Annotated in this window: 21 protein-coding genes and 1 tRNA gene; 6 read left to right on the forward strand and 16 right to left on the reverse strand. The window is 60.8% G+C overall.

Annotated features, from left to right (window positions below):
• Positions 1-35: 35 nt before the first annotated feature.
• From pepN to H3028_RS18905, 6 genes are all read right to left on the reverse strand, one after another.
• Positions 36-2,693 (reverse strand): aminopeptidase N, encoded by a 2,658-nt coding sequence (pepN, locus tag H3028_RS18880; protein ID WP_181298761.1) that lies wholly within the window; start codon positions 2,691-2,693, stop codon positions 36-38.
• Between the two features lie 118 nt (positions 2,694-2,811).
• Positions 2,812-3,645: a DUF2797 domain-containing protein gene (locus H3028_RS18885; RefSeq protein ID WP_181298762.1), complete on the reverse strand. Its 834-nt coding sequence runs from the start codon at positions 3,643-3,645 to the stop codon at positions 2,812-2,814.
• Between the two features lie 267 nt (positions 3,646-3,912).
• The gene (locus H3028_RS18890; protein WP_181298763.1) at positions 3,913-4,188 is read right to left on the reverse strand and encodes a YeaC family protein; all 276 of its coding nucleotides are present in this window, start codon (positions 4,186-4,188) and stop codon (positions 3,913-3,915) included.
• Positions 4,189-4,320: 132 nt separating this feature from the next.
• Complete coding sequence (locus tag H3028_RS18895) at positions 4,321-5,178, reverse strand: rhomboid family intramembrane serine protease (protein ID WP_181298764.1); 858 nt, start codon at positions 5,176-5,178, stop codon at positions 4,321-4,323.
• Positions 5,179-6,138: a metallophosphoesterase gene (locus H3028_RS18900; RefSeq protein ID WP_181298765.1), complete on the reverse strand. Its 960-nt coding sequence runs from the start codon at positions 6,136-6,138 to the stop codon at positions 5,179-5,181.
• Complete coding sequence (locus tag H3028_RS18905) at positions 6,128-7,024, reverse strand: NAD(+) kinase (RefSeq protein ID WP_181298766.1); 897 nt, start codon at positions 7,022-7,024, stop codon at positions 6,128-6,130. Before H3028_RS18905 ends, H3028_RS18900 begins: the two co-directional genes overlap by 11 nt.
• 208 nt (positions 7,025-7,232) lie before the next feature.
• Here H3028_RS18905 and H3028_RS18910 point away from each other — a divergent pair, with 208 nt between their 5' ends.
• Positions 7,233-8,162, forward strand: coding sequence for a DUF1853 family protein (locus tag H3028_RS18910; RefSeq protein ID WP_181298767.1), 930 nt, complete (start codon positions 7,233-7,235; stop codon positions 8,160-8,162).
• Positions 8,163-8,255: 93 nt separating this feature from the next.
• Complete coding sequence (gene chrA / locus H3028_RS18915) at positions 8,256-9,476, forward strand: chromate efflux transporter (protein WP_181298768.1); 1,221 nt, start codon at positions 8,256-8,258, stop codon at positions 9,474-9,476.
• 21 nt (positions 9,477-9,497) lie between these two features.
• Here chrA and H3028_RS18920 read toward each other — a convergent pair whose 3' ends face one another.
• The 5 genes from H3028_RS18920 to H3028_RS18940 all read right to left on the reverse strand — a co-directional run bounded on the left by H3028_RS18920 (position 9,498) and on the right by H3028_RS18940 (position 15,661).
• On the reverse strand, positions 9,498-10,607 hold the full coding sequence (locus tag H3028_RS18920) for a cyclic nucleotide-binding domain-containing protein (protein ID WP_181298769.1): 1,110 nt from the start codon (positions 10,605-10,607) through the stop codon (positions 9,498-9,500).
• Between the two features lie 22 nt (positions 10,608-10,629).
• Positions 10,630-11,538 (reverse strand): 1-aminocyclopropane-1-carboxylate deaminase/D-cysteine desulfhydrase, encoded by a 909-nt coding sequence (locus H3028_RS18925; protein WP_258237849.1) that lies wholly within the window; start codon positions 11,536-11,538, stop codon positions 10,630-10,632.
• A gap of 49 nt (positions 11,539-11,587) precedes the next feature.
• A complete protein-coding gene (locus H3028_RS18930; RefSeq protein WP_181298770.1) occupies positions 11,588-12,949 on the reverse strand; it encodes a chromosome partitioning protein ParA in 1,362 nt (453 codons plus the stop codon).
• Between the two features lie 195 nt (positions 12,950-13,144).
• Positions 13,145-13,576 carry a nuclear transport factor 2 family protein gene (locus tag H3028_RS18935; protein WP_181298771.1) on the reverse strand — a complete coding sequence of 144 codons (432 nt, stop codon included), beginning with the start codon at positions 13,574-13,576 and terminating at the stop codon, positions 13,145-13,147.
• A 54-nt stretch (positions 13,577-13,630) separates the two neighbouring features.
• The gene (locus H3028_RS18940) at positions 13,631-15,661 is read right to left on the reverse strand and encodes an NADPH-dependent 2,4-dienoyl-CoA reductase (RefSeq protein WP_181298772.1); all 2,031 of its coding nucleotides are present in this window, start codon (positions 15,659-15,661) and stop codon (positions 13,631-13,633) included.
• A gap of 217 nt (positions 15,662-15,878) precedes the next feature.
• Between H3028_RS18940 and H3028_RS18945 the strand changes: the two genes are divergently transcribed.
• Together H3028_RS18945 and H3028_RS18950 are read left to right on the forward strand one after the other, a co-directional pair.
• Positions 15,879-16,883 carry a carbon-nitrogen hydrolase gene (locus tag H3028_RS18945; RefSeq protein WP_181298773.1) on the forward strand — a complete coding sequence of 335 codons (1,005 nt, stop codon included), beginning with the start codon at positions 15,879-15,881 and terminating at the stop codon, positions 16,881-16,883.
• A complete protein-coding gene (locus tag H3028_RS18950; RefSeq protein ID WP_181298774.1) occupies positions 16,880-17,917 on the forward strand; it encodes an AraC family transcriptional regulator in 1,038 nt (345 codons plus the stop codon). The genes H3028_RS18945 and H3028_RS18950 overlap by 4 nt, the downstream gene beginning before the upstream one ends.
• A 283-nt stretch (positions 17,918-18,200) precedes the next feature.
• On the opposite strand, the gene H3028_RS18955 is transcribed toward H3028_RS18950, so the two are convergent.
• The 4 genes from H3028_RS18955 to H3028_RS18970 all read right to left on the reverse strand — a co-directional run bounded on the left by H3028_RS18955 (position 18,201) and on the right by H3028_RS18970 (position 21,327).
• Positions 18,201-18,359 carry a DUF2474 domain-containing protein gene (locus tag H3028_RS18955; RefSeq protein WP_181298775.1) on the reverse strand — a complete coding sequence of 53 codons (159 nt, stop codon included), beginning with the start codon at positions 18,357-18,359 and terminating at the stop codon, positions 18,201-18,203.
• Between the two features lie 24 nt (positions 18,360-18,383).
• Positions 18,384-19,391 carry a cytochrome d ubiquinol oxidase subunit II gene (gene cydB, locus H3028_RS18960; protein ID WP_181298776.1) on the reverse strand — a complete coding sequence of 336 codons (1,008 nt, stop codon included), beginning with the start codon at positions 19,389-19,391 and terminating at the stop codon, positions 18,384-18,386.
• 3 nt (positions 19,392-19,394) lie between these two features.
• Positions 19,395-20,834: a cytochrome ubiquinol oxidase subunit I gene (locus tag H3028_RS18965; protein ID WP_181298777.1), complete on the reverse strand. Its 1,440-nt coding sequence runs from the start codon at positions 20,832-20,834 to the stop codon at positions 19,395-19,397.
• Positions 20,835-21,250: 416 nt separating this feature from the next.
• Positions 21,251-21,327: transfer RNA gene (locus H3028_RS18970), tRNA-Asp, on the reverse strand.
• A gap of 337 nt (positions 21,328-21,664) precedes the next feature.
• Between H3028_RS18970 and H3028_RS18975 the strand changes: the two genes are divergently transcribed.
• Together H3028_RS18975 and gspD are read left to right on the forward strand one after the other, a co-directional pair.
• Positions 21,665-22,309, forward strand: coding sequence for a type II secretion system protein N (locus tag H3028_RS18975; RefSeq protein ID WP_375154434.1), 645 nt, complete (start codon positions 21,665-21,667; stop codon positions 22,307-22,309).
• Between the two features lie 3 nt (positions 22,310-22,312).
• Complete coding sequence (gene gspD / locus H3028_RS18980; protein ID WP_181298778.1) at positions 22,313-24,583, forward strand: type II secretion system secretin GspD; 2,271 nt, start codon at positions 22,313-22,315, stop codon at positions 24,581-24,583.
• Positions 24,584-24,700: 117 nt separating this feature from the next.
• Here gspD and H3028_RS18985 read toward each other — a convergent pair whose 3' ends face one another.
• Positions 24,701-25,912 (reverse strand): O-succinylhomoserine sulfhydrylase, encoded by a 1,212-nt coding sequence (locus H3028_RS18985; protein WP_181298779.1) that lies wholly within the window; start codon positions 25,910-25,912, stop codon positions 24,701-24,703.
• Position 25,913 lies beyond the last annotated feature (1 nt).

A 25,913-nucleotide genomic window follows, 5' to 3' on the forward strand; every position in this document is an offset into this window, starting at 1 on the left:
GGGCCGATTGGCCGGGTTGAAAAGCGAATCGAAGGTTAGGCCAGGCTCTTGCTAACCACTTCGTAAACATCGCTGGACAGCTCACCCGAGGCCAGGATCCGCTCCAGCTCAGCCTTCATCAGGCCTTGGCGGCTGGCATCGTACTTGCGCCAGCGGGTCAGCGGTGCCAGCAGGCGCGAGGCGATTTGCGGATTGAGGGTATTCAGCACGATCACCTGATCAGCCAGGAAGTGATAGCCAGCACCGTCCGCGCGATGGAAGTTGATTAGGTTCTGGTTGGCAAAGGCGCCAATCAATGCGCGCACCTTGTTCGGGTTCTTCAGCGTGAATGCCGGATGCTGCATCAGGTGCCGGACACGCTCCAGCCCGCCCGGTTGCGTATTGCCAGCCTGCACGCTGAACCACTGATCCATCACCAGTGGGTTGTCCTTGAAATGCTCGGCAAAGGCTTCGAGTGCCTTGTCGCGCTCGGCTTCGAAACCGGAGTTGACCAGCACGGCCAGCGCCGTCAGACGCTCGGTCATGTTGTCGGCCTGCTCGAACTGTTCGACGCAGGCGGTGACCACGTCCGGCTTGCCGCTGAGCATCAGGTAGGACAGCGCGATATTTTGCAGCGCACGCCGGGCGAAGTGGCCGGCCTCGGCGACATAAGGCGTCTGCCGCGAAACGTCGCGATTAGCCTGATAGCGCTTCCAGAGCAGATCGAACAACTCCGTGGCGATGCGCTCTCGGGCAAAATCGCGTGCCGCGTGGATGGCATCGACATCAGCCACATCGCTGATTTCAGTGAGGTAGGCTTCACTGGGCAGCGCGAGCATCTCGGAAACCATGGCCGGATCAAGGGACTCGTCCTGCAACAGGCTGCGCAGCGCCTCAAGCAGACGTTGATCCAGCTGCAGCGCTTCGCCACGCTGATGCTGGCCGACCAGTTCCTGCAACACCTGCACGGACAGCTGTTGTCCCGCCTCCCAACGGTTGAAGCCATCGGCGTCATGCTGCATGAGAAACATCAGCTGATCGCGGTTATACGGGAATTCCAGCTTCACCGGAGCGGAAAAGCCACGCAGCAGCGACGGCAGCGGCTGCTCGGCGACATCCACGAAGGTAAAGGCCTGCTCGGCCTCACTCACCGCCAGCACGCGCGTCGTTCCGAGGGCAGTGTCCTCACCTTGCAGACGTAGCGGGATCTCCTCGCCAGCATCATCGAGCAAGCCAAGCGCTACCGGAATCACGAATGGCTGCTTCTCGCTCTGCCCAGGGGTCGGCGGGCAGCTCTGGCGGAAGGTCAACGTGTAGGTCTTTGTCGTTGCGTCGTGCTGCTCGCTAACGGCCAGACGCGGCGTGCCGGCCTGGCTATACCAGTGCTTGAACTGGGTCAGGTCAGCGCCGTTGGCGTCTTCCATGGCCTTGACGAAATCGTCGACGGTCACCGCCTGCCCATCATGCCGTTCGAAATAGAGGTCGCTGCCCTTGCGGAAGCCCTCCTCACCCAGCAGCGTCTGGATCATGCGCACCACTTCGGCCCCCTTCTCATACACGGTCAGGGTGTAAAAGTTGGAGATCTCGATAAAGGATTCCGGGCGCACCGAGTGAGCCATCGGGCCGGCATCCTCGGCAAATTGGTGGGTGCGCAGATAGGACACGTCCTCGATGCGTTTGACCGTCGGCGAGTTCATATCGGCGCTGAACTGCGAGTCGCGGAACACGGTGAAGCCTTCCTTGAGTGACAGCTGGAACCAGTCGCGGCAGGTGACCCGATTGCCCGACCAATTATGAAAATACTCGTGGGCGACGATCGCCTCGACGCGCTGATGAGCCGCATCAGTGGCGGTCTCGGCGCGCGCCAGCACGGCGCTGGAGTTGAAGATATTGAGGCCCTTGTTCTCCATGGCGCCCATGTTGAAATCGTTCACCGCAACGATCATGAAGATGTCTAGGTCGTACTCGCGACCATAGGCTTGCTCGTCCCACTTCATCGACTTCTTCAAGCTGTCCATGGCGTGCTGGCATTTATCGATATTCTCCGGTTCGACGTAAATGCGCAGCGCCACGTCGCGACCGCTCATGGTGGTGAAGCTGTCCTCGACGCACCAGAGGTCGCCCGCCACGAGTGCGAAAAGATAGGCCGGCTTCTTGAACGGGTCTTCCCAGGTCACCCAGTGACGGCCATCATCTTCTTCGCCACTGGCAAGCGGGTTGCCGTTGGACAGCAGGATCGGATAGGCCTGCTTGTCGGCGCTGACCGTGGTGGTGAACTTGCTCATCACGTCCGGGCGGTCGAGGTAATAGGTGATTTTGCGGAAGCCCTCGGCCTCGCACTGAGTGCAGAACATGCTGCCGGACTTGTACAGGCCCTCCAGTGCGGTATTACTCTCGGGGTGGATGACCACGGTGCTGTCAAGGGTAAAGCTGGGGCTGTCGGGCTGCAGCGTCAGGCTTTCATCAGCAATTGCGTAATCGCCAAGACCGAGCTGGCGGTCATTGAGCGACAGCGACAGCAACTCCAGATCCTGACCATGCAATTCGAGCGGCGGCAGCCCGGCGCCAGCGTCCGGATTGCGGCGCATCACCAGTTGCGCATGGACCAGCGTGCGGTCCTCGTAGAGTTCGAAGGTCAGATGGGTTTCATCGATCAGGTACTCAGGCGCCTGGTAGTCCTTGAGATGAATGACTTTCGGTTGTTCTGTACGCATCTGGTAGGCCTCTTCGGGGCAGCTCAAGCAGCGAGCTTGAAGCTGCAGGTGAATAGCGTTCGTTCGTAGGTGGACCAAGCGTGATCCACCCTACCCCCAATAGCGACACGCCTGAAGCTTATGACGTGCTGCTTGCGGCAATTTGGTAAGACGTGAACTTGCGGATGTTGATCACGCCTGTATCGAGGATCAGGTATTGACCCTTGATGCCGCGTAGGGTGCCTTCAACCACCGGCGTCTTCTCCAGATCGAGGCTGACGATCTTGGTTGGATAGGCATCGACCGGATAACGAATCTCCAGCACTTCAGCGTCCGCCACCGGCTGAATCGCTTGTAACCCGTAACGCTGTTGCAGGGCATGCAGCCCATCGGCACAGGCATCGAAGATTTTCTCGCGTATCTCGATCAGATCAAGCGGTTCGGCATCACCCTTGAGCAACGCGCGCCAATTGGTCCGGTCGGCCACCTGGCTGCGCAACAGGTCTTCGACCATACCCGACTGCTGGCGGGTGGCGACGCGCATGATAGGCAGCGCCTGGCTCGCGCCCTGATCGAGCCAGCGAGTCGGCAATTGCGTCGCGCGGGTGATGCCAACTTTGATGCCCGACGAGTTGGCCAGGTAGACCACATGATCAGTCATGCAGAAGTCCAGACCCCACTGCGGGTCCCGGCAGGTGCCGAAATCGTGGTGGCACTTTTCCGGACTCATGATGCAGATGTCGCATTGCGGCAGCTTCTTGAAGCAGGGGTAGCAATAGCCCTGACTGAAGCTCTTGTTGGTCTTGCGACCGCAGTGGCTGCAATGAATGGCACCAAGGTATTCCAGCCGCAGCGTCTTGCCGATCAGAGGATTGACCGGCACCAGCTGGTCATTCAGACGGAATGAGTACTGTGCCTGCGCGCCCAGCTGAATCGACATCTTGCTCAGGGCGCCGCGTCCTAGTTCAAGCATTAGGGTCTGCTCCCGCTTCGTCGCGAGCCGCGTTGCAGCGTCAAATTGCGCCAGGCAAGGCGCGGGACGCGGGTAATGGTCACTCCCTTGCCAAGTCCCGCAACGCCGCATGGCGCGATTTGACGCGCAACCCGCAGGGCCGGGCCAGTTTTTGCGCGGTGCTGCGTTATTCGTCGTTTATTTGAAATAACCAAACTTCTCTCCTCATGCCTTGCCCCGCGCAAAAACTGGCTCCGGCGCGGCCGCGAACGAAACGGGAGCAGACCCTTAGTGCCGCGTTCCAGAAGCCGGTGCGAACAGGCTGGTATCGATAGGCGCCTTGTTTTTGCTTTTGGAGGCACATTCCTGACCGCCCATGTAGCCGGTGCGCTCCTCCTCCGGCAGGTTCTGGATTTCCCAGGCGATCATCGCACCGAGGCAGATTTCCTTCTGCTCGGGCGTCAGCTTGCGACCGTCGCTCCACTTGCCCAGTTCGACGGCGGCTTTCAAGTTTTCGTAGATTTCGGGGGTGATGTTTTCGATGGCTTCGATAAAGGACGACATGGCCGGCTCCCGGTGAACAAGCGCGCATTCTAACGGAAGACGCCGCTATAAGCCGCAAGCTTCAATTGCAAGAAAAGCACAGAGGTCTTCCGTAAAGGCGGCGTGCTGTCGCTTGCGGTTCGACGCTTGGCGCTAGCCCCTTCTCGCCAGTAGCCCACCGATGATGCCAGTGACGCAGCCAGCGATCAGCCCACCGACATGCGCAGCATTGGCGATTGCAAGAGCGCCGAAACTGAGCACCTCGATCACGCCAGTCAGACACACCACCAACCAGATCAGCATCAGCACCACCACTCCGGGCGGGAGCCGGTAAGCCTCGTCCGGCGACAGCTTCTGGAACAACCAGCAATGACCCAGCAGCCCATAGAGCACGCCGGACAGGCCACCGAAGATGCCAGGCCCACCGAAGATATATTGCGACAGGTTGGAGATTATGCCGAAAAGCAACGTGAACCCGAGCAGCATCAAGGCGCCTTGGCGATACTCGATGCGCCGACCGAGCTCCCAGTACCACATTGCATTCATCGCCAGGTGGAGGAAACCGAAATGGACGAAGATCGGAGTGATCAACCGCCACCATTGCCCTTCTGCCAGGGTCTGTTCGAGGGTCGCGAAATAGGCGTACTCGCCATCGATGCGAAAGTCGCTGAAGCTGAACCAGCGGATGGTGTCAAAATTCTCGCCGAGCATGGTGATGGCAGCGGCTATCAGCGTCAGCAACAGGACCGCAGCGGTAAGCGGGCTGCGGCGCAGGCTCGCTACGAAACCCGCGCCGCGACGTGCCGGCTGCTCGGCTATCACCGCTCCGTCTCCATGTGGATAGCGCTGATAGAGCTCGCGGACCTGCTCGGCGGTCTCCGCCGGTACACGCAGTACCTGCTGACCCGCCTCCTCGGAAACCCGACAGGGCACCCGCAGCCGCTGCAGCAAGGCTATGAAACCACTCAGATCCTCTGACAATGGCAGGCGCAACGCCTCTACTACGGCCATCTAGCGCTCCACATTCACCCAGACGAATTTCGCCGGGTCGAGTCGGGTTTCCTGGTCGAGCCGGTAAGCGACCAGCTTGCCGAATTTCACCGCACTGTAATCCAGGCAGGCCAAGTTGTGGCGTATCGGTGCGGGTTCACCGCTACGCCAGTAATGCCCGACGAACAACAACGGGTCGTCAGGGCCATAAAGGAACAGGCGACTCTTCTGACTATCGCTGAGCGGCAGACACGCCGCTTTTTCTGGCAAACCGTCGGGCTGAAACACGATATCGCCGTAAGTCTTGGGGTTCTCTTCCCAGAATTTGGTGCGGAAGAAGCTGCGGGTAAATCCCTCGGCGCTCGTCAGTGTCAGGCCCTCCGGCAGCGGCATGTCTGTGCCACGCAGGAGACGATCCAGCGCCTTGGCAGCAAACCCCTCGGAAAACGCCGCATCACAGAGAAACTCTGAATCGACCCGCCCCTCGGTCAAGCGCTGGCGCAGCTGATCAATCACGGCGTTGTCCCAACAGGCGTGCACCACTCGGAAACGCTCGCTCTGAAGAAACAGCGGCAGCTCCATGAACCACTCGCGGAACGCCTGCCATTCGGCCGGATAGTGCTCGAACTGCTGGAAGGTCTGCTGCAACAGCATTTCATAGCGCGGCGTATGTTCGCGGACAAAGGCCTTGCCGCTTTCTGGCGGAGCTGGCGTATACCAGCCCAGCGCATTGAATTCGTGATTGCCCATGATGCAGTACGCCTGGCTCGCCTGGACCATGTCATGCACCAGATGCAGCGCTTCGCGGATGCGCGGACCGCGATCGATGATGTCGCCGAGAAAGATCACCTGCCGCCGAGTGTGCTGCCACACGCCATTTCGCTGGCGATAGCCGAGCTGGTCGAGCAGGCGTGCCAGGGTATGGGCGCAACCGTGTACGTCTCCGATGAGATCGTAGCTGCGCTCCGGATCAACGATCACTATCCCCTCCACCGAGGCGACTACCCCAGCCAAGCTTGGTACGGCAGACCTCGTAATAATTGTGGTCGAGTGGGTGAATCAGGTGCAGCTTCTGTGGCTTCTTGCGCACCGTGACGGTGTCGCCCGGCGCACAGGTGAAATGGTTCTGGCCGTCACACGAGACTTGCGGATAGATCTGCATGTTCGGTGAGACCACGATTTTCAGTTCGCTGTTGCCATCCACCACGATCGGCCGGCTGGACAAGGTATGGGGATACATCGGCACGATGACGATGGCATCCAGACGCGGGTGCATGATCGGCCCGCCGGCGGAGAGCGAGTAAGCCGTGGAGCCTGTCGGCGTCGCCACGATCAGCCCGTCGGCTTTCTGGCTGCAGACGAACTGGCCGTCGATATACAACTCGAACTCGATCATCCGCGTCGATTTCCCCGGGTGCAGCACCACATCATTGAGCGCATCGCCCTCCCCGATGGACTCCTCGAAACGCCGTACCTGAGCTTCGAGCAGGAAGCGATTCTCCAGCGTGTACTGGCCACTGAGTACCTCGGCGACCTTCTCTTCCAGCTCGTCGGGCCGGATGTCGGTGAGGAAGCCCAGGCTGCCACGGTTGATTCCCAGCACCGGAACCCGATGCCGGGCCATCGCCCGCGCAGCACCGAGCAGGCTACCATCGCCGCCCACCACAATCACCAGATCGCAGGACTCGCCCAGCCTTTGCCGCGACGAGGTCTGCATGCCATGGCCCGGCAACACCTCGGCGATGTTCTCTTCGAGAATGACGTGCAGATGACGCTCTACAAGGAATCTCTTCAGCCGGCGGATGGTATCCAGCACCTGGGAACTGCCCAGGCGACCGATGATGCCGATATTACGGAACTGATCCATTGAAGCTCCCTGATAGGCGTGGCTGGTAACGGGCAGGCGAGCGCCGAGGGTTCGCGGCCGGCCGGAGCGTAACAGGCACTAGGTTGGTGTCGCGCGGGCGTGTTTGAGTTCAACGCCGCGCTTGGCCCGGAATCCCGTTGCGGTGCGGCGCAGGGATTATGAGCGAAACCGGGAAGTAGCAGCAAACCAACCCAGCTATGCTTGATGCATGAGCCTTCCCTGCCTTGCCGAATTGATGCCCAGGTTAGTGCACCCTCAGGTGCGGGATCTCGCGTGGGTGTTACTGTCACCGCCGCTATTGAGCGATGCGCTTGCGCCCCAGCGCTACCCGCTCGCGGCCAGCCGTTGGACTTCTCGACCCGGCGAACTGGCGGATTGGCTGCTGTCGCATGACAGCCAGCCGACCGTGCTTCAGGCCTGGCTGGCACAACACAGCATTCGCCGGTTAGGCCTGTATTACGAACGTCTCTGGCAGTTCGCGCTGGGCCAGGCTCCGGATGTCGAACTGCTGGTGGCCAATCTACCGATCCGTCACGAAGGTCATACTCTAGGCGAGCTGGATTTGATTCTGCATGACGCCGAAGGCGTGCATCACCTCGAATTGGCGGTGAAATTCTATCTGGGCCTCGAGGCGGGCGACCGTCGCCGGCATGATCATTGGCTGGGACCCGGCAGCCATGACCGGCTGGATATAAAGCTACGGCGCCTCTGTGAACACCAGCTGCAGCTTCCGTCAAGCGCACACGCGAAGGCGCTCCTTGCCGAGTTGACCTGCTGTGAAATAAACAGCGCGCTCTGGCTCGGCGGCTACTTGTTTCAGCCCTGGCAGACCGGTTGCGAGCCACCCGCTGGTGTCAATCCGCTGCACCTTTGTGGGCGCTGGCTGCGGCAACGTGATTGGGCGCATTCGGCTTTCGCCGGTGGCGCTGTGCGCTGGCAGCCTCTACCCCGCCAAGCCTGGCTGGCCCCGGCGCACCTGAACGACAGCCAGGTCTGGCCAGCCGAGGACGTCGAGCGTTGGATTGCCGGAGCCGATGGCAAACAGGCAAGGCTTTTGGCGCGCCTCGAACCCGATACCAATGGTCGCTGGGTCGAGCGCGCACGCCTGTTCGTGGTGCCTGACAGCTGGCCAAGGTGAACAGCGCCGCCTTGGCTCATTGAACTGTCATCATCCTGGTGCACACTATCGCGTCAGCCGAACTGATCCTCCGGTAACCGAAACGGCCCACAGATGTCCTCTTTACCATCCGATTCAGTCCCCCCACAGCATTCGAGCGCCTGGACCATTTTCTTGGTATTCCTGCGCCTGGGACTGACCTCTTTTGGCGGCCCGGTCGCCCATCTCGGCTATTTCCGTGAGGAGTTCGTCACCCGCCGCCGCTGGTTGGATGAAACGCGCTATGCCGATCTGGTTGCGCTCTGCCAGTTCCTGCCGGGGCCGGCCAGCAGCCAGGTCGGAATCGCCGTTGGATTGCTGCGTGGCGGTTACCGCGGCTCGCTAGCCGCCTGGGCCGGTTTTACCTTGCCCTCAGCAATCGCGCTGACACTGTTCGCCCTGGGCATCGCCAGTTGGGGAGACGCCGTTCCGGAGGGGTTCCTGCATGGTCTGAAGATCGTCGCGGTGGCGGTCGTGGCTCAGGCCGTATGGGGCATGGCGCGAAATCTATGTACCGACGGAATGCGCACCACCATTGCGCTGCTTGCGGCTTGTGGAGTACTGGTTCTGCCCAGCGCCTGGGCACAGCTCGGGATCATTGCACTGGCAGGCTTGATCGGGCTGATGTTGTTTCGCCCGGCTATCAAAACTTCAACCGCGCCCGGCGAGCCGCCCGGAGGCCAATCGGTTGCCGGCCTGTTTCTACTGCTGTTCTTTGCTCTGCTGGTGGCGCTGCCGGCACTGGCCGCCACCTCGACTAACCAGCTGCTGGTATTGCTCGATACGTTCTATCGAGCCGGCGCGCTGGTCTTCGGTGGTGGTCATGTGGTGTTGCCGCTGCTGCAGGCCGAGGTCGTGCCCAACGGTTGGGTCAGCAACGACACCTTTCTCGCAGGCTACGGCGCCGCCCAAGCGGTGCCGGGGCCACTGTTTACCTTTTCCGCGTTTCTCGGCGGATCGATGAACAACGGGATAACCAGTCTGATAAGTGCAGCGGTATGTCTCGTCGCGATATTCATCCCTTCGTTTCTGCTGGTGTTCGGCGCCATGCCGTTCTGGGATCGGCTACGTGCCAACCGTCATGTACAAGCGGCGCTGACGGGTGTGAATGCAGGGGTGGTCGGCCTGCTGCTGGCGGCGCTTTACGATCCGGTCTGGACCAGCGCCATCTTCAGCAGCGGCGATTTTGCTCTGGCACTGATCGCGCTGGTCGCGTTGTTGGTCTGGAAGCTGTCGCCCTGGCTGGTGGTGTTGGCAGGGGGCATCGCAGGTTGGGCACTCGCTGCGCTCTATTGACTGCGTCGTGCCAGGGTACGATCAGCCGCTACGCTCGGTACGGCCACCGGAGCGGGCAAGGTAGCCGCTGCCCTGCTCACAGAGCAGGGTCGCGTATTCCTCGGCCGACAGCGCATCGAGGCCACCGCGCAGCGGGTAGGCAGTGAAGCCCAGCTGGGTCAACAGAAAGACTGCGCTGGCGCTACGCTTGCCGCTGTCGCAGTAACACAGATAGACCCGATCCTGTTTTAGCAGCCGCGTCTTCAGCCGCAACAGATGCAATGGCATGTTCAGCGCCTGCAGCGCATGGCCACGCTGGTATTCGTCGATCAGGCGAACATCCAGCCATTGCGCGCCTTGCGCGAGCAGTCCATTCGCCTGCGCAAGGTCTAGCTCGTCGATCACCGGCGCACTCAGCAAGGTGATGAAGTCCTGCCGCGCCAGACGCAATACGCAGGCGTCTTCGAGCATTGTCACGGTGGCGTTGCGAGCATGCTCGGTCAGCAAGGCTTCTTCACCGAAGCAACTACCGACGCCCAACTCGGCGACCACTTGCTCGTCTCGACCCAAGCCGATCATGACCTCGGCGCGGCCGCTCTTGAGGAAATAGCAGCAGTCACCGGATTCACCTTCACGCAGCAGCACGTGCCCGACCGGCAATTCGATTGGTTCAAGCTTGCTCAACATGTTCCGCACATTTTCCGGCGGAACCTTGGCGAACAACGGGGTTTCCAGCAACTCCTCGAGCCAATCGGTCAGTTCGCCAGCGGTGACCAGTTCCAACAGCAGATCGGCATTGGCCTGTTGCCAGGACAGCAATCCATCCAACAAGGCGCTGTCGAGCGCCAGCACGCTGGAATCTTCCAGCGCCCGCACCTGAATCAGCCGGCTACCCGCGCTGAACGCATGGCAGCTTTCGGGGGAGCCAGCGGTCATTTGCCATTGCGCGCCATCCGCCCCTTGCATGGACAAAGCGCCGGTTAGCAGGAAGTAGCTCGAACTGGCGCCGGTCTTACCCTCGAATAGCAGCTGACCAGCGAGCAAGGGCCGAGGGACCAGTGGCTGCTCGCGGAGCATCTGCAAGCGGCGGGGCGAAAGCGCATTGAGCGGAATCAGACTGCGTAGCTGGTTGGGAAGCAGCGGCTTGTTCATCCATGAATTCCAAATACGTAGGTCAGCGCAGCAGCTCATCCAGCTGCGCCTGGGCATCCCGCCGACCTTGCAGGCCACCGGTGTGGACGAATATGAGCCGCGTGCCGACGCTAAAATAACCGTCACGGACAAGATGCCGGAATGCCATCATCGCTTTCGCCGTATAGACCGGTTCGAGCGGTAGCTCGGCCGCTCGCTCGGTTTCGAACATGAAGCGGGCAAGCGCCTCGTCAAACCGGCCGAAGCCGCCCCGACTCGCATCGATCAGCTGGTAGTTGGCGCAGTCGATTCCGGACTCGCTCAGCAGTCGGTCGACTTGCTGCGCTACGCCATGGGACGGCGGACCAGCCAACGCCCCATATACCCGGCGGCCGCCCTGCTCCGCTTCACCGATCACCAACCCGGCCAGCGTCGTACCGGTACCGGCGGCCAACCACCAACCGTCATGATCGTCCCAGCCAAGCGCGCCAAGCTGTTCCCGTACCTGTGTGACCAAGGATGCACAGCCCATTGCGCCGGCAAGGCCCCCACCACCTTCAGGTATGCAGTAATGGCCTGGATAGCGCTTGCGCCAAGTATCGAAGAAACCCGGCTGATGCCGCTCCCGGTAACCGCCGTAGCCCAGCCAGTGCAGCCGCATGCCGAGGCGTTGCAGATCCTCCACAGTCGCGGTCAGCTGTGGATGACCTCGCAGCAGGCCTACACTATCGAGGCCGAGGCGTTTGGCCGCAGCCGCCAGCGCGTGAAGATGATTGGAATGCGGACCGCCGAGACTGATGAGGCCTGCCGCGCCGGCGTTATGTGCGGCTTGCAGGTGGTGGGTGAGCTTGAACCATTTGTTTCCCGATAATTCGGCGTCGATCAGATCCAGACGCAGTACGGCGAGCTGCACGCGCGCTTGCTGCAGCCAGGGCAGGTCGACGAGCTGCAACGGCGCTGGTTGTAACCCAGGCAGAAACGGTAGAAATCCAGGCAAGTCGTCAGCTACCCGTGCGCAGCCGTTCCTGCGATCTATGCCTGGCGCAGCAATTGGATTCACCGATAAGGAAGCGTCCGGGTGCGTCCACCTTGTCCAGTGGCATATTGCAGCGTTCTCCACTGGTCAGCGTGGCGATGCAGGTGGGCTGCTGGTAATGCAGTACCCATTGACCGTACTGTTCCTCGGAGACGGCGCATTTGGCCGCGGCATAAGCAAGTGGGTTTTGTTGATAGCGCGCCATGTCCGAAAGTGGAATGGTCAGATGACCTGCGCCGGGATGATAGGCCATAAACGCCACGCCAAGCGCTGAAAGACGCTCAAGCACACGATCACCACTGTGCTCGATAAGTGCATCACGTTGCTTCTGGAGCTGCTCGATTTCCTCCTGCAGCTGGCTGTCCAGCTCGTTGCGGTACGCCAGTTCTACGTCACGAATGGATACCTGTTCCTTGTACTCGGCCACCGCTGCTGCAATCTGTATCTTCAACTCTTCATCGAACTGCGCGCGTGAGGCTTGCGCTTCGGCGCGGCTGTTCTGCTCCAGCGCCCTCAGCTGTCGGCTCATCTCCTCGCGGGTTTTCTGGAATCCCTCGGTTTGAGCGTTGAGCTGCGAGTGCAGCTCTGCGGAGAGCTGCTCCTTTTGAAGCAGTTCGTGACGCAGCTGGGCGATCTCGTCCTGCAATTTGGACTGCTGCTGCGCCGCCAATTCACGGAGCCTGTTGATATCGGCTTCGCGCTGCTGCTCGAGACTGGCGATGCGCAGACGCTGCTGCTTGATCAGTTGCGCGGCTTTGAGTCGCTGCTCTTGCTCAAGCTTCTCAGCCCGCCGGGTGGCGATCTGCTTGGCAGGATCGGCCGCGTACCAGGTGTCCTCAGCCACCATCTGCAGCCGCTCGGCCGGTACTGCCTGAGGAACATCCTCTTCGACCAGCAGGCCGAGTTGGTTGCGTTTGACCCGATCGCGCAACATGACGAGGTGATTCGTGCCCTGCGTCAGCTCCGGATCCCAGAGGTGCATCTGATGCCAGGACACCGGACACTGGCTGCGACAGGCCAGGCGAATCGGTCCGGCGCCTAGATCCGGGCCGCGCCCGGTGCGTTCGGCCAAGCTGCGCAGCGGAATGTTCCAGCCACTGTCAGCTGAACCGTCTTCGTTGAAATCGAGATAGAAGAACACCGCCGCACGGATCTGCAGACGGGTGTTGATCAATACATAAGCAACGCGCATTTGCTGATCGGCGAACTCGGGCATGCTCACCATGCCATCGAGCACGGCCTCGAATTCCGGATAGAGCATTTCCTTGCAGACGCCGCCATTATTGAAGAACAGCACGGCTTCGACCGTCTGCGGTTTGATCTGCATGCTCGCACCCTCAACGGCTTGATCGGCCAGCGAATATTTCCGAGACAGCGATCACGTCGAAGCCGCTATCCCATTGGTCGACGCAAGTTTAGGGGAAAAACCGAAAGCAGCGATGTGACTGGGTTGGCAGCGAGTTCGGCATTCATAACCGCAGAGATGCACAGCCAGAGAACTGTGACGGAGTTGGAAAACCGATCAACGCTTCAGTACTGCAAGCTGAGACGCCAAACGCTTGCCCATCTCCTCACCGAGTGCCTGCAGTCCGCTCATCGGGCGCACCATGACTTCGAAATCGGTGATCAGGCCAGCTTCGTCGAAGCAAATCATATCGATGCCTTTGAGCTGTCGATCACCCACGCGTGCGCTGAACTCCAGCACGACGTTGGAACCGTCGGCGCTGGCCAGCTCACGGTGGTAAGAAAAGTCTTCGAATACCGTCACCACGGTGTTGAGGATCAGATTGACTGCCGCAGCACCCTCGTACGGCTTGAAGGCCATCGGCGAGCGAAACCTTGCTTGCGGGTGCAGCAGTGCCGGCAGAAGGCTGAGATCCTGGGATTCAATCATCTGATGCCAGCGTTCCAGCGTGGCGGCGACGGTCGGCTGCAGCGAGAAAGAAACGGTCATGCGAAGCTCCAGTGCAACAAGAAAAGAGCCCCGCTCGAAGCGGGGCCTGGGTGCTTAGATCTGTGCAGCGAGGCGGGACCCCTGATTGATCGCGCGCTTGGCATCCAGCTCAGCCGCAACATCCGCTCCGCCGATCAGGTGCACGTTGACACCCGCGGCCTCGAGTTCGGCCCGCAGCTCACGCAGCGGATCCTGCCCGGCACAGACGATTATGGTGTCCACCGGAAGCACCTGCGGCTCGCCTTCTCCGACACGGATATGCAAACCCTGGTCATCCACCTTGAGATAATCCACCGCGCTGATCATCTGCACCTGCTTGTTCTTAAGACCGGCACGGTGAATCCAGCCGGTCGTCTTGCCCAGACCATTGCCGACCTTGTTTTTTTTGCGCTGCAGCAGGTAGACCTGGCGCGCCGGTGCATGCGGTGCCGGCTGGATCCCGGCGACGCCACCGCGCGCTTCGAGCCCGAGGTCGATCCCCCATTCCTTCCAGAACGCTTCCCGGTCCAGGCTGGTCGACTGGCCTTGGTGCGTGATGAACTCCGAAACATCGAAGCCGATGCCGCCGGCGCCAATTACCGCGACGCGCTGCCCCACCGGTCTGCGTTGCAGGATCGCATCGAGGTAACCGATCACCATCGGGTGCTTGATGCCAGGGATCTCCGGTGTGCGCGGCGCAATGCCGGTGGCGAGGATGATCTCGTCGTAGCCGCCAGCCAGCAGGTCCGCCGCACTGACGCGAGTGTTCAGGCGGACGTCGACGCCGGTGCTCTCGAGCTTGCTGTTGAAGTAGCGCAGGGTCTCGTAGAACTCTTCCTTGCCCGGCACACGTTTGGCGACGTTGAACTGGCCGCCGATTTCGCTGGCCGAGTCGAACAGGGTCACCTGATGGCCACGTTCCGCTGCCACCGTTGCCGCCGATAATCCTGCGGGACCGGCGCCCACCACAGCGATCTTCTTCACCGCCGCGGTAGGAATGTAGTTCAGCTCAGTCTCGTAGCAGGCACGCGGATTGACCAGGCAGGTGGTTAGCTTGCCGCTGAACGTATGGTCGAGACAGGCCTGGTTGCAGCCGATGCAGGTATTGATGGTGTCGCTGCGATCAGCTGCCGCCTTGTTAACGAAATCCGGGTCGGCGAGGAACGGGCGCGCCATCGAGACCATGTCGGCATCGCCTTCGGCCAGCACCTGCTCGGCGACTTCCGGTGTGTTGATGCGGTTGGTGGTCACCAGCGGGATGCTGACTTCGCCACGCAGCTTGGCCGTCACCTTGGTGAAGGCCGCACGCGGCACCTTGGTTGCGATGGTTGGAATACGCGCCTCGTGCCAGCCGATGCCAGTATTGATCAGCGTCGCGCCGGCTTTCTCGATGGCTTTGGCCAGTACCACGACTTCGTCCCAGGTACTGCCGCCTTCCATAAGATCAAGCATGGACAAGCGGTAGATGATGATGAACTCCGGCCCCACCGCCTCTCTCACGCGGCGCACGATTTCCACCGGCAGACGCATGCGGTTTTCGTAGCTGCCGCCCCAGCGATCGCTGCGATGATTGGTGTGGGCGACCAGGAACTGGTTGATGAAGTAGCCTTCCGAACCCATGATCTCAACGCCGTCGTAGCCGGCCCGCTGCGCTAGGCTGGAACAATTGACGAAGTCACGGATCTGCTTCTCGATGCCCTCTTCGTCCAGCTCGCGCGGCGTGAAGGGGTTGATGGGAGCCTGGATGGCGCTCGGCGCCACCAACTGCGGACTGTAGGCATAACGGCCAGCATGGAGGATCTGCATGCAGATCTTGCCGCACGCCTCGTGAACGGCCTGGGTAACAACCTTATGCTCCTCGGCTTCCTCGACGGTCGACAGTTTGGCAGCGCCCGCACGTACCGAGCCTTCCTCGTTGGGGCCCACGCCACCGGTGACGATCAGGCCGACACCGCCACGCGCACGCTCGGCGAAGAATGCGGCCATGCGCTCGAAACCGTTGGGCATTTCCTCGAGGCCGGTGTGCATCGAGCCCATCAGGGTGCGGTTACGCAACGTGGTGAAGCCCAGGTTCAGCGGGGCCAGCAGGTGCGGAAAAGCAGTCATCTTCGTTCCTCTATCAGATGGCACGCGGTGCCCTGTAGTCAGCGGTAGGATCGCCACGCGCTCATGGGGCCGTGGTCGCTATGCAGCGAAGATAAACAGGCGCAGAGACTCGCTCAATGATCGAAACTTACAACTGCCTGACCTTATCGCTCAAAAATGCTTGGCAACCAATGGCTCTGCGCCTAGTCTCTTCGCACACTTGCCGGCAACTTCATCCATGCGTACTTACAGCAAATTGCTCGGTCTGACGGCGCTCGCCGTCGCCGCACTCATCATCTACCTGAATTGGGCCGTTGACCGGCGTAGCGGTCCCCTTCTGTCCGATCTACGAACGCTGCCAATCAACAGCCAGGGGCAACCGGGAACAGCCGGCAACCTGCTCGGCATGGAGGCCCGATTGATGCCGGCCGACTACCAGAGCCGGGAGCGGCTGCAGTTGAAATTCACCACCTACCTGGACCAGGCGCGCACTGCCGGTCTGTTGGGCTCACGCACGGTTGTGGTGCTGCCAGAGCATGTCGGCACCGGGCTATTTGCTCTCGGCGAGAAACCCGAGGTTCAACAGGCACGCACGCTGCGCGACGCCATGCAGTGGATGGCCCTGAGCAATCCCTGGGATTACCTGCGGGCACTGCTGAGCAATGAGAGCGACGACCGTCGTACCGAGGCCGTTCTAAGGATCAAGGGAAGACAGATGGCCGATGACTATCAGCTCATCTTCGGTGGCCTGGCGAAGACGTATGGGGTGACCATGGTGGCCGGGTCTATCGTGCTGCCCGAACCGCGGCTCGAGAACGGTCGCCTGCTAACCGGCAATGGCCCACTCCGGCAGGTCAGTTTGAGCTTCGCCTCGAACGGGCAGCCGATCGGCCCCTTACAGTACAAGAACACGCTCAGCCGCTATGAGCGCCGCTACAGCGAGGCCTCAGACGCGTCTGCAGCCACGCTGCCGACCCCCGCCGGACGCCTCGCCGTACTGATCGGCTGCGATGCGTATGTCCAATCGCCACCAGCCGATGCCGAACTTCTCGCCATACCGGGGGCACGGCACGATCCGCCCACAAGCTGCGCGGTTGATACCCAGCCGGAAACGGCACTGCCGCGCATGGAGGTACGCACCTTTGGGTTGCCCTGGAACCTCGTCGGATCACCCCGCAGACCTGCGCCACATCACAGCGAGCCGGTACAACTGAATAACCTCTGGCTACCGGAGCGCCCATGAACCGCCAACGGGTGCGACTCGGTGACCTCTCGGTCGGCTTCGTGCACAGCCTGAGTAGTGCCCTGCAGGAAAAACAGATCGATCCGCAGCCGCTGCTGGATGCCTACGGGCTGGACCTGGCACGCCTGTCCGAACCACGCGCGCGCCTTTCGATTCCACGTTACATGCGCCTGGGTCATGCAGCCATTCAGCTGACCGGTGACCCAAGCCTAGGCTTGGAGATGGGACGACTACGCAAGGCCGGCCACCTTGGGCTAGTGGGTGTGACGTCCACTCAGGCGCCGACGGTACGCGAAGCGGCACGTGCGTTGATTCGCTACGAGCCGCTGTACGCGTCCAACTACCGTGGCGCCTCAACGTTTCATGAGGATGCTGGTGGCGCCTGGTTGCGGTTCTATTCGATCAGCCCCTACAACAGCTACAACCGGTTCGTCGTGGATACCGTACTGGCCAGTTGGATAACGCAGCTGAGCGCGGTTGCGGCATATCCGCTGGTGCCCGTCGCGGTTCATATCGAGTTCGATCGACCTGAGTACGCGGGGCGCTACGAGACGTTGTTAGCGAAGCCAGTGGAATTTTCAGCCGAACACAATCAGTTGCGACTGGACAAGGCTGCGCTGGCACTGCGCAACCCAGAACATTGTCCCAGCACCTGGCGCCAGCTGTTGGAGCTCTGCGAGGCAGAACTGGAACAGCGCACCCGTACGCGCAGCCTTCGCGAGCGGGTCACACAACTCTTGGGGCCGATGCTCAAGGGGCAGGAGCCCGACCTGCAACAGATCGCCAGCCGTCTGCAGCTGCCGCCCTGGACATTGCGCCGCAAGCTAGAAGAAGAACGCACCAGCTACCGTGCCATCCTCAACGACACGCGACGTGATCTGGCCATGGCCTACATTCGTGATACCGAATCGGCTTTCGGTGAGATCGCCTGGCTACTGGGTTTCTCTTCGGCGGAAGCGTTTCAGCGCGCGTTCAAGCGCTGGAGCGGGCAGACGCCTGGAGAATACCGGCGTGCGCAGCGGCTCGCTGAGTGATCACTTAAAGCTCGAACGCGTCTTCGGCCGGCTCGGGGCCGTCCTGCTCCGCGGCATGCCATTCAAGTATCTCGTCCTGGTAGTCATCCATAGGAGCGCTCCTCTTGCTGGGGTCTACAGGTGCAAACAAAGTCCATGCCAGCCAAGCTAACGAGGATTCATGACGAAACCATGAACCGCGTCACGCTGACGTTGGGTTGAATAGCCCAAACGCTTAACCGACTCAACGCGCCCAATCGCCGCACTAGATCACAACCTTCGTTCCAGAGCCTACGGGTGCAGCTCATGGCGTCGCCAGGCCAGCGGCGGACATGAACTGACGCAGCAGCCAGGCGACGATGCCAAGCGCCAGCACGCTAGCGGACCAGATCAGTACGAGCCAGGTCATGCGCTTCCATAACGGCTTTTGCGCTGGCGCTCCGCTTTCGTGCTTCTTCCGCATAAAACGTTCCATAACGAGACCAACTCAGTGGTAGCCATCTTCAACGCTTACCTTGCCGCGGAACACGTAGTAGCTCCACGCGGTGTACATCAATACCAACGGAATAATCAGCAGCGCCCCGACCAGCGTGAAACCTTGGCTCGCCGCTGGCGATGCGGCCTCCCAGATGCTGACCGACGGCGGAATGATGTTCGGCCAAAGGCTGATACCCAAGCCGCTGTAGCCCAGGAAAATAAGCGCCAGTGTGAACAGGAACGGCGAATAGTGAGCGTAGCGCGCGATCGACCGTAGCAGCCCGAAGGTGCACAGCAGCACGAGAACCGGCACCGGCATAAAGAGGAACAGATTTGGCATGCTGAACCAGCGCTCGGCGATGTCCGGATGCGTCAAGGGTGTCCAGATACTTACGATCCCGGTCACCGCCAGCACCGCCCAAACCAACGGAACGCCAATATCGTGCATACGCTTCTGCAATTCACCGCCCGTTTTCATGATCAGCCACGTGCAGCCCAATAGGGCGTAGGCGGCGATCAAGGCCAGGCCGCAGAACACCGAAAAAGGTGTCAACCAATCCAATGGACCGCCGGCATAGGCGCGGTCAGCTACCGGAAACCCGTGGATGAAAGCCCCTAGCGCGACACCTTGAAAAAACGTCGCCGCCAGCGAGCCACCGACGAACGCCTTGTCCCAGATGTGCTGGCGCGCGGCGCTCGCCTTGAAGCGGAACTCGAAGGCGACACCACGGAAAATCAGCCCCATCAACATAAAGATGATCGGTAGATACAGGGCGGAAAGCACCACCGAGTAAGCCAGCGGAAAGGCGGCGAACAACCCGGCCCCACCCAGCACCAACCAGGTTTCGTTGCCATCCCAGATCGGCGCCACCGTGTTCATCGCCACGTCACGTTCGGAACTGTCGGCCAGAAACGGGAAAAGAATTCCGATACCCAGATCGAAGCCATCCATCACCACGTACATCATGATGCCGAAGATGATGATGACGGCCCAGATCAGCGAAAGATCGACACCCATATTTTAATTCCTCTCGCCCAGTTGATCGCCGTGTTCGTGGGGAATCGCCTCGTCGGCGGCGGATAGCGGCCGCATCGGCGTGCGCTTTTCACCGGGGCCGCCGGCGCCCTTCTCGTTGCCCTCGTTGATCACCGGCCCCTTGGCAATCAGCCGCAGCACATAGACGAAACCGATGCCGAACACGGCGAAGTAGATCAGAACGAACATGACCAACGTCAGGCCCAGCTGGTCGGCACCGTGATTGGATACCGCGTCTGCAGTGCGCATAACCCCGTAGATCACCCACGGTTGCCGGCCGATTTCGGTGGTAAACCAGCCAGCGAGAACTGCGATGACTCCTGACGGCCCCATGCACACGGCCAGCCGAAGGAACGGGCGGGACTGGTACAGCCGCCCTCCACGCCGCAGCCATAGGCTCCATAGGCCCGTGAATATCATCAGGAAGCCCAGCGCAACCATCACCCGGAAGGTCCAGAACACGATCGTCGAATTGGGTCTGTCTTCAGGAGCAAAATCTTTGAGCGCCGGAATCGGCTCGGTCAGGCTGTGGTTGAGTATCAAGCTGGCCAAGTAGGGAATCTCTACTTTGAATCGCGTCTCTTCACGCTCCATGTCCGGCCAGCCAAACACCAAGAGTGGCGTCGGTTCGCCCGAGGAATTGTCCCAATGCCCTTCCATTGCGGCGATTTTCGCCGGCTGGTACTCCAGTGTGTTGAGGCCGTGGAAGTCACCGACCACCGCTTGGATCGGCGCCACCAGCAACGCCATCCACATGGCCATCGAAAGCATCTTGCGAACCGCCGGATTGTCCCGCCCGCGCAATAAGTGCCAGGCCGCAGAGCCACCGACGATGAACGCCGTGGTGAGGAACGCCGCAATCGCCATGTGCGTTAGCCGATATGGGAAGGACGGGTTGAACACGATGGCGAACCAGTCCACCGGCACCACGATGCCATCGATGATCTCGTGACCCTGAGGGGTATGCATCCAGCTGTTCGACGCGAGGATCCAGAACGTGGAGATCAGCGTGCCTATCGCCACCATCAGGGTGGAAAAGAAATGCAATCCGGGACCGACTCGGTTCCAGCCAAACAACATGACCCCGAGGAACCCAGCTTCCAGGAAGAACGCGGTGAGCACCTCATAGGCCAGCAAAGGTCCGGTGACACTGCCCGCAAACTCCGAATAAGCACTCCAATTTGTACCGAACTGGTAGGCCATGACGATGCCGGACACCACTCCCATACCGAAATTGACCGCGAAAATCTTTAGCCAGAAATGATAAAGGTCGCGATAAATCTGACGCTTGGTTTTAAGCCATAACCCTTCCAGCACAGCTAAAAAGCTGGCCAGCCCGATGGTGATTGCGGGAAAGATGATGTGAAAGGACATGGTGAATGCGAATTGGATTCGCGCAAGCTCAAGAGCTTCCAAGCCGAACATTAAAAACCCCTCGTCAGTTAGCCGCGTGCCCCTGGCTAGTTGATGTCGTCACGCATTAAGGACAGCAGGAAAGCACAAGGGTGCGCTCTGATCGCCGTGACCGGTCGCCGCGGGCGACTAAAAAGAGAGGGGGCACTCACGCATCGCGGACGCGAAGATGAACCCCAACCGCACGCAGAGCTGCGTTTCGCCTTAGCGATTCGAGGACGAAGATGGCTGGGGCTGCTCTCGAACAGATGTTTCGAAGCGATGTAGGCGGCCCTGCCGCCTACTGACGCGAAAAGGAACCAGACAAGGCCGCCAGGACAGCCTGAAAATGAGGAGCGGCAGTGAACGGAGAACCAGAAACGAAAAAAGCGGCCCTAAGGCCGCTTTCAGCGAGACTTCCTGGCGTTCAGTTGCCTGGAAGAAATATATGGCGCAGCGGACGGGACTCGAACCCGCGACCCCCGGCGTGACAGGCCGGTATTCTAACCGACTGAACTACCGCTGCGCGTCGGCCGGACTTTCGTCCGATTCGCAAAGCCTGCAATTGCAGCGACCTACCGTAAAGCCAACTGGCTGATCACCTTGCGAGGCGCGCAATTTACGCAGCCCCTGGAACCAAGTCAACTGCACGCTGCGTTTTTTGTTAAAAAAAAACGGCCAATTGCAATCACACTTGGAAATCGCGATCCGCCGGGCACCTTTCGCCTGAAAAACAGTCAGTTGCACTGCATACTCAGGTGCTTCTTTGTCATGGTCCCGGTCTAGACTGCCTGGAGGCCCGATCGTTCGCAGGTGGCCGATGCTGCTCCCGCGATAAGACCATCATCATTCAGCTTCACGGAGTGCCTCGCTTGGCTTCCCCCGCAGCACTGCAGAAAGTTCGCCAGCATGCGCCATTGATCGTCAGCGTTGCCATCGTCGTGCTCTTCGGGCTCTATCTTGCCGGTCAGATCAGCGATTGGTTGCAACTTACCCAGACACCGCCTGCGGCGACCACGGACAGCGGCCAACCCGCTGGAGTCGCTCCTGACCTGCAACGTATGGAGAGCCTGTTCGGTACAACCACCTCAGCCGGCCAAAGCTATGCACCCGGTGCATCGAGTTCTGATCTAACCTTGCTGGGCAGCTTCGTTCATGCTGATCCATCTCGGTCAACGGCGATCATCCAGCTGAGCGGCCAACCACCGCAGCTCTATCGGGTCGAAGAGGAACTGGAATCGGGCGTGAGCCTGCACAGCGTTCACCCGGACCGAGTCGAAGTAATGCGCGGCGGTCGCCTCGAAAGCCTGTATTTTCCGAGTGTTCGCTCCGCGACAGCTGTGCCCGACAACCTGCCGGACTACAGTGAACCAGCAGAAATGGAACCACTCGATCCGCAAGCGGAGATGCTCCAACAACAGATGGAAGCCCTCCGCCAACAGATGGAAGGGGCCACCAGCCCGCCAGAATCCATGCCCACCGACGAACAGCCCACGGAAGACAACTGACTGATGCTGCCTTTTTCCTCCCGCCCGCTCATTGCATTGCTCGCCGCCGGTCTGCTTGCCGCTCCCCTGCCCTTGTTGGCGGCCGATCCCGGAATTGAGCCGAGCGAAACCCAACAGGACGGTTGGACGATCAATCTCAAGGACGCCGATATTCGGGCCTTCGTCGATCAGATCAGCCAGCTGACCGGGCAGACCTTCATCGTGGACCCACGCGTGAAGGGGCAGGTCAGCGTAGTGTCGTCGACGACCCTTTCGCTATCCGAGGTGTATCAGCTGTTCCTGTCAGTCATGGCGACCCACGGCTACAGCGTGCTGACGCAAGGGGAAGTCGCGCGAATCGTGCCTAACGCCGAAGCGAAATCGGAGGCCGGTGGCGGGCCAACAGGCGGTGACCTACTGGAAACCCGGGTGATTCAGGTTCAGCACACTTCGGCCACCGAGCTGATTCCGCTGATTCGCCCGCTCGTGCCGCAATATGGCCATCTCGCCGCCGTCGGCTCTGCCAATGCACTGATTATCAGCGACCGCAGCGCCAACATCGCTCGCATCGAGGATCTGGTTCGCCAGCTGGACCGAGCCCAGACCGACGACCACAGCGTGGTCAACCTGCAATACGGCTGGGCCGTGGACATTGCCGAGGTGCTGCGTAACACCCTGGCTCGCGGCGAAGCGCGAGACACGGCGGGTGCGCAGATCATCGCCGATTCGCGCACCAACCGGCTTATTTTCACTGGACCGGAACAGGCGCGGCAGAAACTCGCCAGCCTGGCAAAAACTCTCGATACGCCGAGTACCCGCTCGGCCAACACGCGAGTCATCCGTCTGCGCCACAACGACGCTAAGTCGCTGGCCGAGACCCTTGGCGATATTTCCGAGGGCCTCGCGGCACCTGCTGATGGCGAGACTCAGGGCGGAAGGCAGCAGGACATACTCATTCGCGCAGACGAGAGCCTCAATGCCCTGGTGATGCTCGCCGAACCCGAGTTGATCGGCACGCTCGAGTCCATCGTGCGCCAGCTCGATATCCCCCGCGCGCAGGTCATGGTGGAGGCTGCCATTGTCGAAGTCTCCGGCGATATCACCGACGCGCTCGGCGTGCAGTGGGCGGTAGACGCTCGCGGCAGCACGGGTGGCGCTGGCGGCGTTAGCTTCGGCAACACCGGCATTTCCGTCGGTAGTGTGCTCAATGCGATCAGAGAGGATGAAATCCCCAACGAGCTTCCCGACGGCGCCATCATCGGCCTGGGCACGCGTAGCTTCGGCGCATTGATCACTGCACTTTCCGCTAACAGCAAGAGCAACCTGCTATCGACCCCAAGCCTGCTGACGCTGGACAACCAGGAAGCAGAAATTCTCGTCGGGCAGAACGTTCCGTTTCAGACTGGCAGCTACACGACCGATTCGTCCGGAGCCAACAACCCGTTCACGACCATCGAGCGGGAGGATATCGGCGTAACGCTCAAGGTGGTGCCGCATATCAATGACGGCGCAACCCTGCGCCTGGAAATCGAGCAGGAAATCTCATCGATCGCCCCATCGGCAAGCCTGTCGGCGCAGGCCGTCGACCTGGTGACCAACAAGCGTTCGATCAAAAGCACCATTCTTGCCGAGGATGGCCAGGTGATCGTGCTGGGCGGCCTCATTCAGGACGACGTAACCCGGACCGAATCGAAGGTGCCGCTGCTGGGAGACATACCGTGGCTCGGCGCGCTGTTCCGCTCCACTCAGGAAACCCATGTCAAACGCAACCTGATGGTGTTCCTCCGCCCGACCGTCATCCGGGATCGTGCGGGACTGGCGGCGCTTTCCGGCAAGAAGTACAGCGACATTCGGGTGATCGAAACCGGGTCGGACAGCCCGAGCATCCTTCCCGCCACCCCCGAGCGGTTGTTCGACGGCCAGGGGCAGCCGGCGCCGGCCATCGACCTCCGCTCCAACGAACCGGCTCAGCGGCGTGCCGTCCCCGACGCTCCGGCAACTCGACGCGCACCGGACACTTACACGCCGCAGGCGCAACCCCGCGAACAGACGTCGATACGTTCGGGCTGGGCAGTACAAGTCGCCAGCCTGCAGGATCGCAATAGCGCCGAGGCGCTGCAGAAAAAGCTAGGCGCTGAAGGCTTCGATGCCTATATCAGAACCACGGGCCGCACTCATCGCGTCTTCGTGGGGCCCATCGATCAGCGACAGGAAGCCAATCGACTCCGCGAGCAGCTTTCCGAGGAACAACGCCTGGACGGCTTCGTGGTGAACTTCGAAGGTGCGGACAACTGACTGCTCTCCGAGGCGGGCAATTCAGGAGCGAGAGCTGAGCGCGAAAGCGAAACCTCGGCAGATGGCAAGAGTGCGCCGCTGGTTCAAAGTGGCCCTCGCGGGCCACTCGAACCGGCATCAGAGCGCGGCCAGCCCTCGAGCGAGATCGGCTTTCAGATCGGTCACGTCCTCCAGGCCCACCGCCACACGGATCAGGCTGTCGCGAATACCAGCATTCGCACGGTCTTCTGGCGAGAGCCGCCCATGTGTGGTCGAGCCCGGATGAGTGATTGTGGTCTTACTGTCGCCAAGATTGGCCGTGATAGAGATCAATCGAGTCGCATCAATGAAACGCCACGCGCCCTCCTTACCCCCCGCCACTTCGAAGCTAAGCACCGCACCGAAGCCTTTCTGTTGCCGCTTGGCTAGCTCATGTTGCGGGTGGCCGGGCAGCCCGGCGTAGTAGACCTTCTCCACGCCCGCCTGCTGCTCAAGCCACTCGGCTAATGCCTGCGCACTGGCACAATGGGCTTGCATGCGCAGCCGCAGGGTTTCCAGCCCTTTGAGAAATACCCAGGCGTTGAACGGACTGAGTGTAGGGCCCGCTGTGCGCAGAAAACCCACCACTTCCTTCATTTGCTCGGCTCGGCCGGCAACCACCCCACCCAAGCAACGACCTTGCCCGTCGATATATTTGGTCGCCGAGTGGATGACGATATCGGCCCCGAGCGCCAATGGTTGCTGCAGCACTGGCGTGCAGAAACAGTTATCCACCGCCAGCATGGCGCCCTTGGTGTGACAGAGCGTGGCCAAAGCCTCGATGTCGACCAGCTCAGCGAGCGGGTTGGATGGAGACTCGACGAAGACCAGACGGGTGTTGGGTTTGAATGCGGGCTCCCAAACGTCCACGTCCGTGAGCGGGACGTAATCGACTTCGAGACCAAAGCGCTTCAGGTACTTTTCGAACAAGGAAACCGTCGCACCGAAGACACTGCGCGACACAAGCACATGGTCACCGGCCGAGCACAGACTCATCACCGTTGCCAGGATCGCAGCCATGCCAGAAGCAGTCGCCACGGCCTGCTCGGCACCTTCCATGGCAGCGATACGCTCTTCGAACGTGCGCACGGTGGGGTTGGTATAGCGCGAGTAGACATTCCCGGGCATTTCCCCGGCAAAGCGCGCAGCGGCGTCGGCGGCACTGCGAAACACATAGCTGGACGTAAAGAAAAGCGGTTCGCCGTGCTCAGCCTCTGGTGAGCGATGCTGGCCCGCACGCACGGCTAAGGTATCCATGCCTACGCCAGACAAATCACTGTCCAGCCGGCCAGCGTCCCAGTCGGTTGTCATA

This window comes from Pseudomonas sp. Q2-TVG4-2 (assembly GCF_013620795.1).
Classification (GTDB): Bacteria; Pseudomonadota; Gammaproteobacteria; order Pseudomonadales; family Pseudomonadaceae; genus Stutzerimonas.

Excerpts from the sequence above, each read along its gene's own strand:
- pepN (WP_181298761.1), bottom strand. The coding sequence starts at position 2,693 with ATGCGTACAGAACAACCGAAAGTCATTCATCTCAAGGACTACCAGGCG.
- H3028_RS18885 (WP_181298762.1), bottom strand. The coding sequence starts at position 3,645 with ATGCTTGAACTAGGACGCGGCGCCCTGAGCAAGATGTCGATTCAGCTG.
- H3028_RS18890 (WP_181298763.1), bottom strand. The coding sequence starts at position 4,188 with ATGTCGTCCTTTATCGAAGCCATCGAAAACATCACCCCCGAAATCTAC.
- H3028_RS18895 (WP_181298764.1), bottom strand. The coding sequence starts at position 5,178 with ATGGCCGTAGTAGAGGCGTTGCGCCTGCCATTGTCAGAGGATCTGAGT.
- H3028_RS18905 (WP_181298766.1), bottom strand. The coding sequence starts at position 7,024 with ATGGATCAGTTCCGTAATATCGGCATCATCGGTCGCCTGGGCAGTTCC.
- H3028_RS18910 (WP_181298767.1), top strand. The coding sequence starts at position 7,233 with ATGAGCCTTCCCTGCCTTGCCGAATTGATGCCCAGGTTAGTGCACCCT.
- chrA (WP_181298768.1), top strand. The coding sequence starts at position 8,256 with ATGTCCTCTTTACCATCCGATTCAGTCCCCCCACAGCATTCGAGCGCC.
- H3028_RS18920 (WP_181298769.1), bottom strand. The coding sequence starts at position 10,607 with ATGAACAAGCCGCTGCTTCCCAACCAGCTACGCAGTCTGATTCCGCTC.
- H3028_RS18930 (WP_181298770.1), bottom strand. The coding sequence starts at position 12,949 with ATGCAGATCAAACCGCAGACGGTCGAAGCCGTGCTGTTCTTCAATAAT.
- H3028_RS18935 (WP_181298771.1), bottom strand. The coding sequence starts at position 13,576 with ATGACCGTTTCTTTCTCGCTGCAGCCGACCGTCGCCGCCACGCTGGAA.
- H3028_RS18940 (WP_181298772.1), bottom strand. The coding sequence starts at position 15,661 with ATGACTGCTTTTCCGCACCTGCTGGCCCCGCTGAACCTGGGCTTCACC.
- H3028_RS18945 (WP_181298773.1), top strand. The coding sequence starts at position 15,879 with ATGCGTACTTACAGCAAATTGCTCGGTCTGACGGCGCTCGCCGTCGCC.
- H3028_RS18950 (WP_181298774.1), top strand. The coding sequence starts at position 16,880 with ATGAACCGCCAACGGGTGCGACTCGGTGACCTCTCGGTCGGCTTCGTG.
- H3028_RS18955 (WP_181298775.1), bottom strand. The coding sequence starts at position 18,359 with ATGCGGAAGAAGCACGAAAGCGGAGCGCCAGCGCAAAAGCCGTTATGG.
- cydB (WP_181298776.1), bottom strand. The coding sequence starts at position 19,391 with ATGGGTGTCGATCTTTCGCTGATCTGGGCCGTCATCATCATCTTCGGC.
- H3028_RS18965 (WP_181298777.1), bottom strand. The coding sequence starts at position 20,834 with ATGTTCGGCTTGGAAGCTCTTGAGCTTGCGCGAATCCAATTCGCATTC.
- gspD (WP_181298778.1), top strand. The coding sequence starts at position 22,313 with ATGCTGCCTTTTTCCTCCCGCCCGCTCATTGCATTGCTCGCCGCCGGT.
- H3028_RS18985 (WP_181298779.1), bottom strand. The coding sequence starts at position 25,912 with ATGACAACCGACTGGGACGCTGGCCGGCTGGACAGTGATTTGTCTGGC.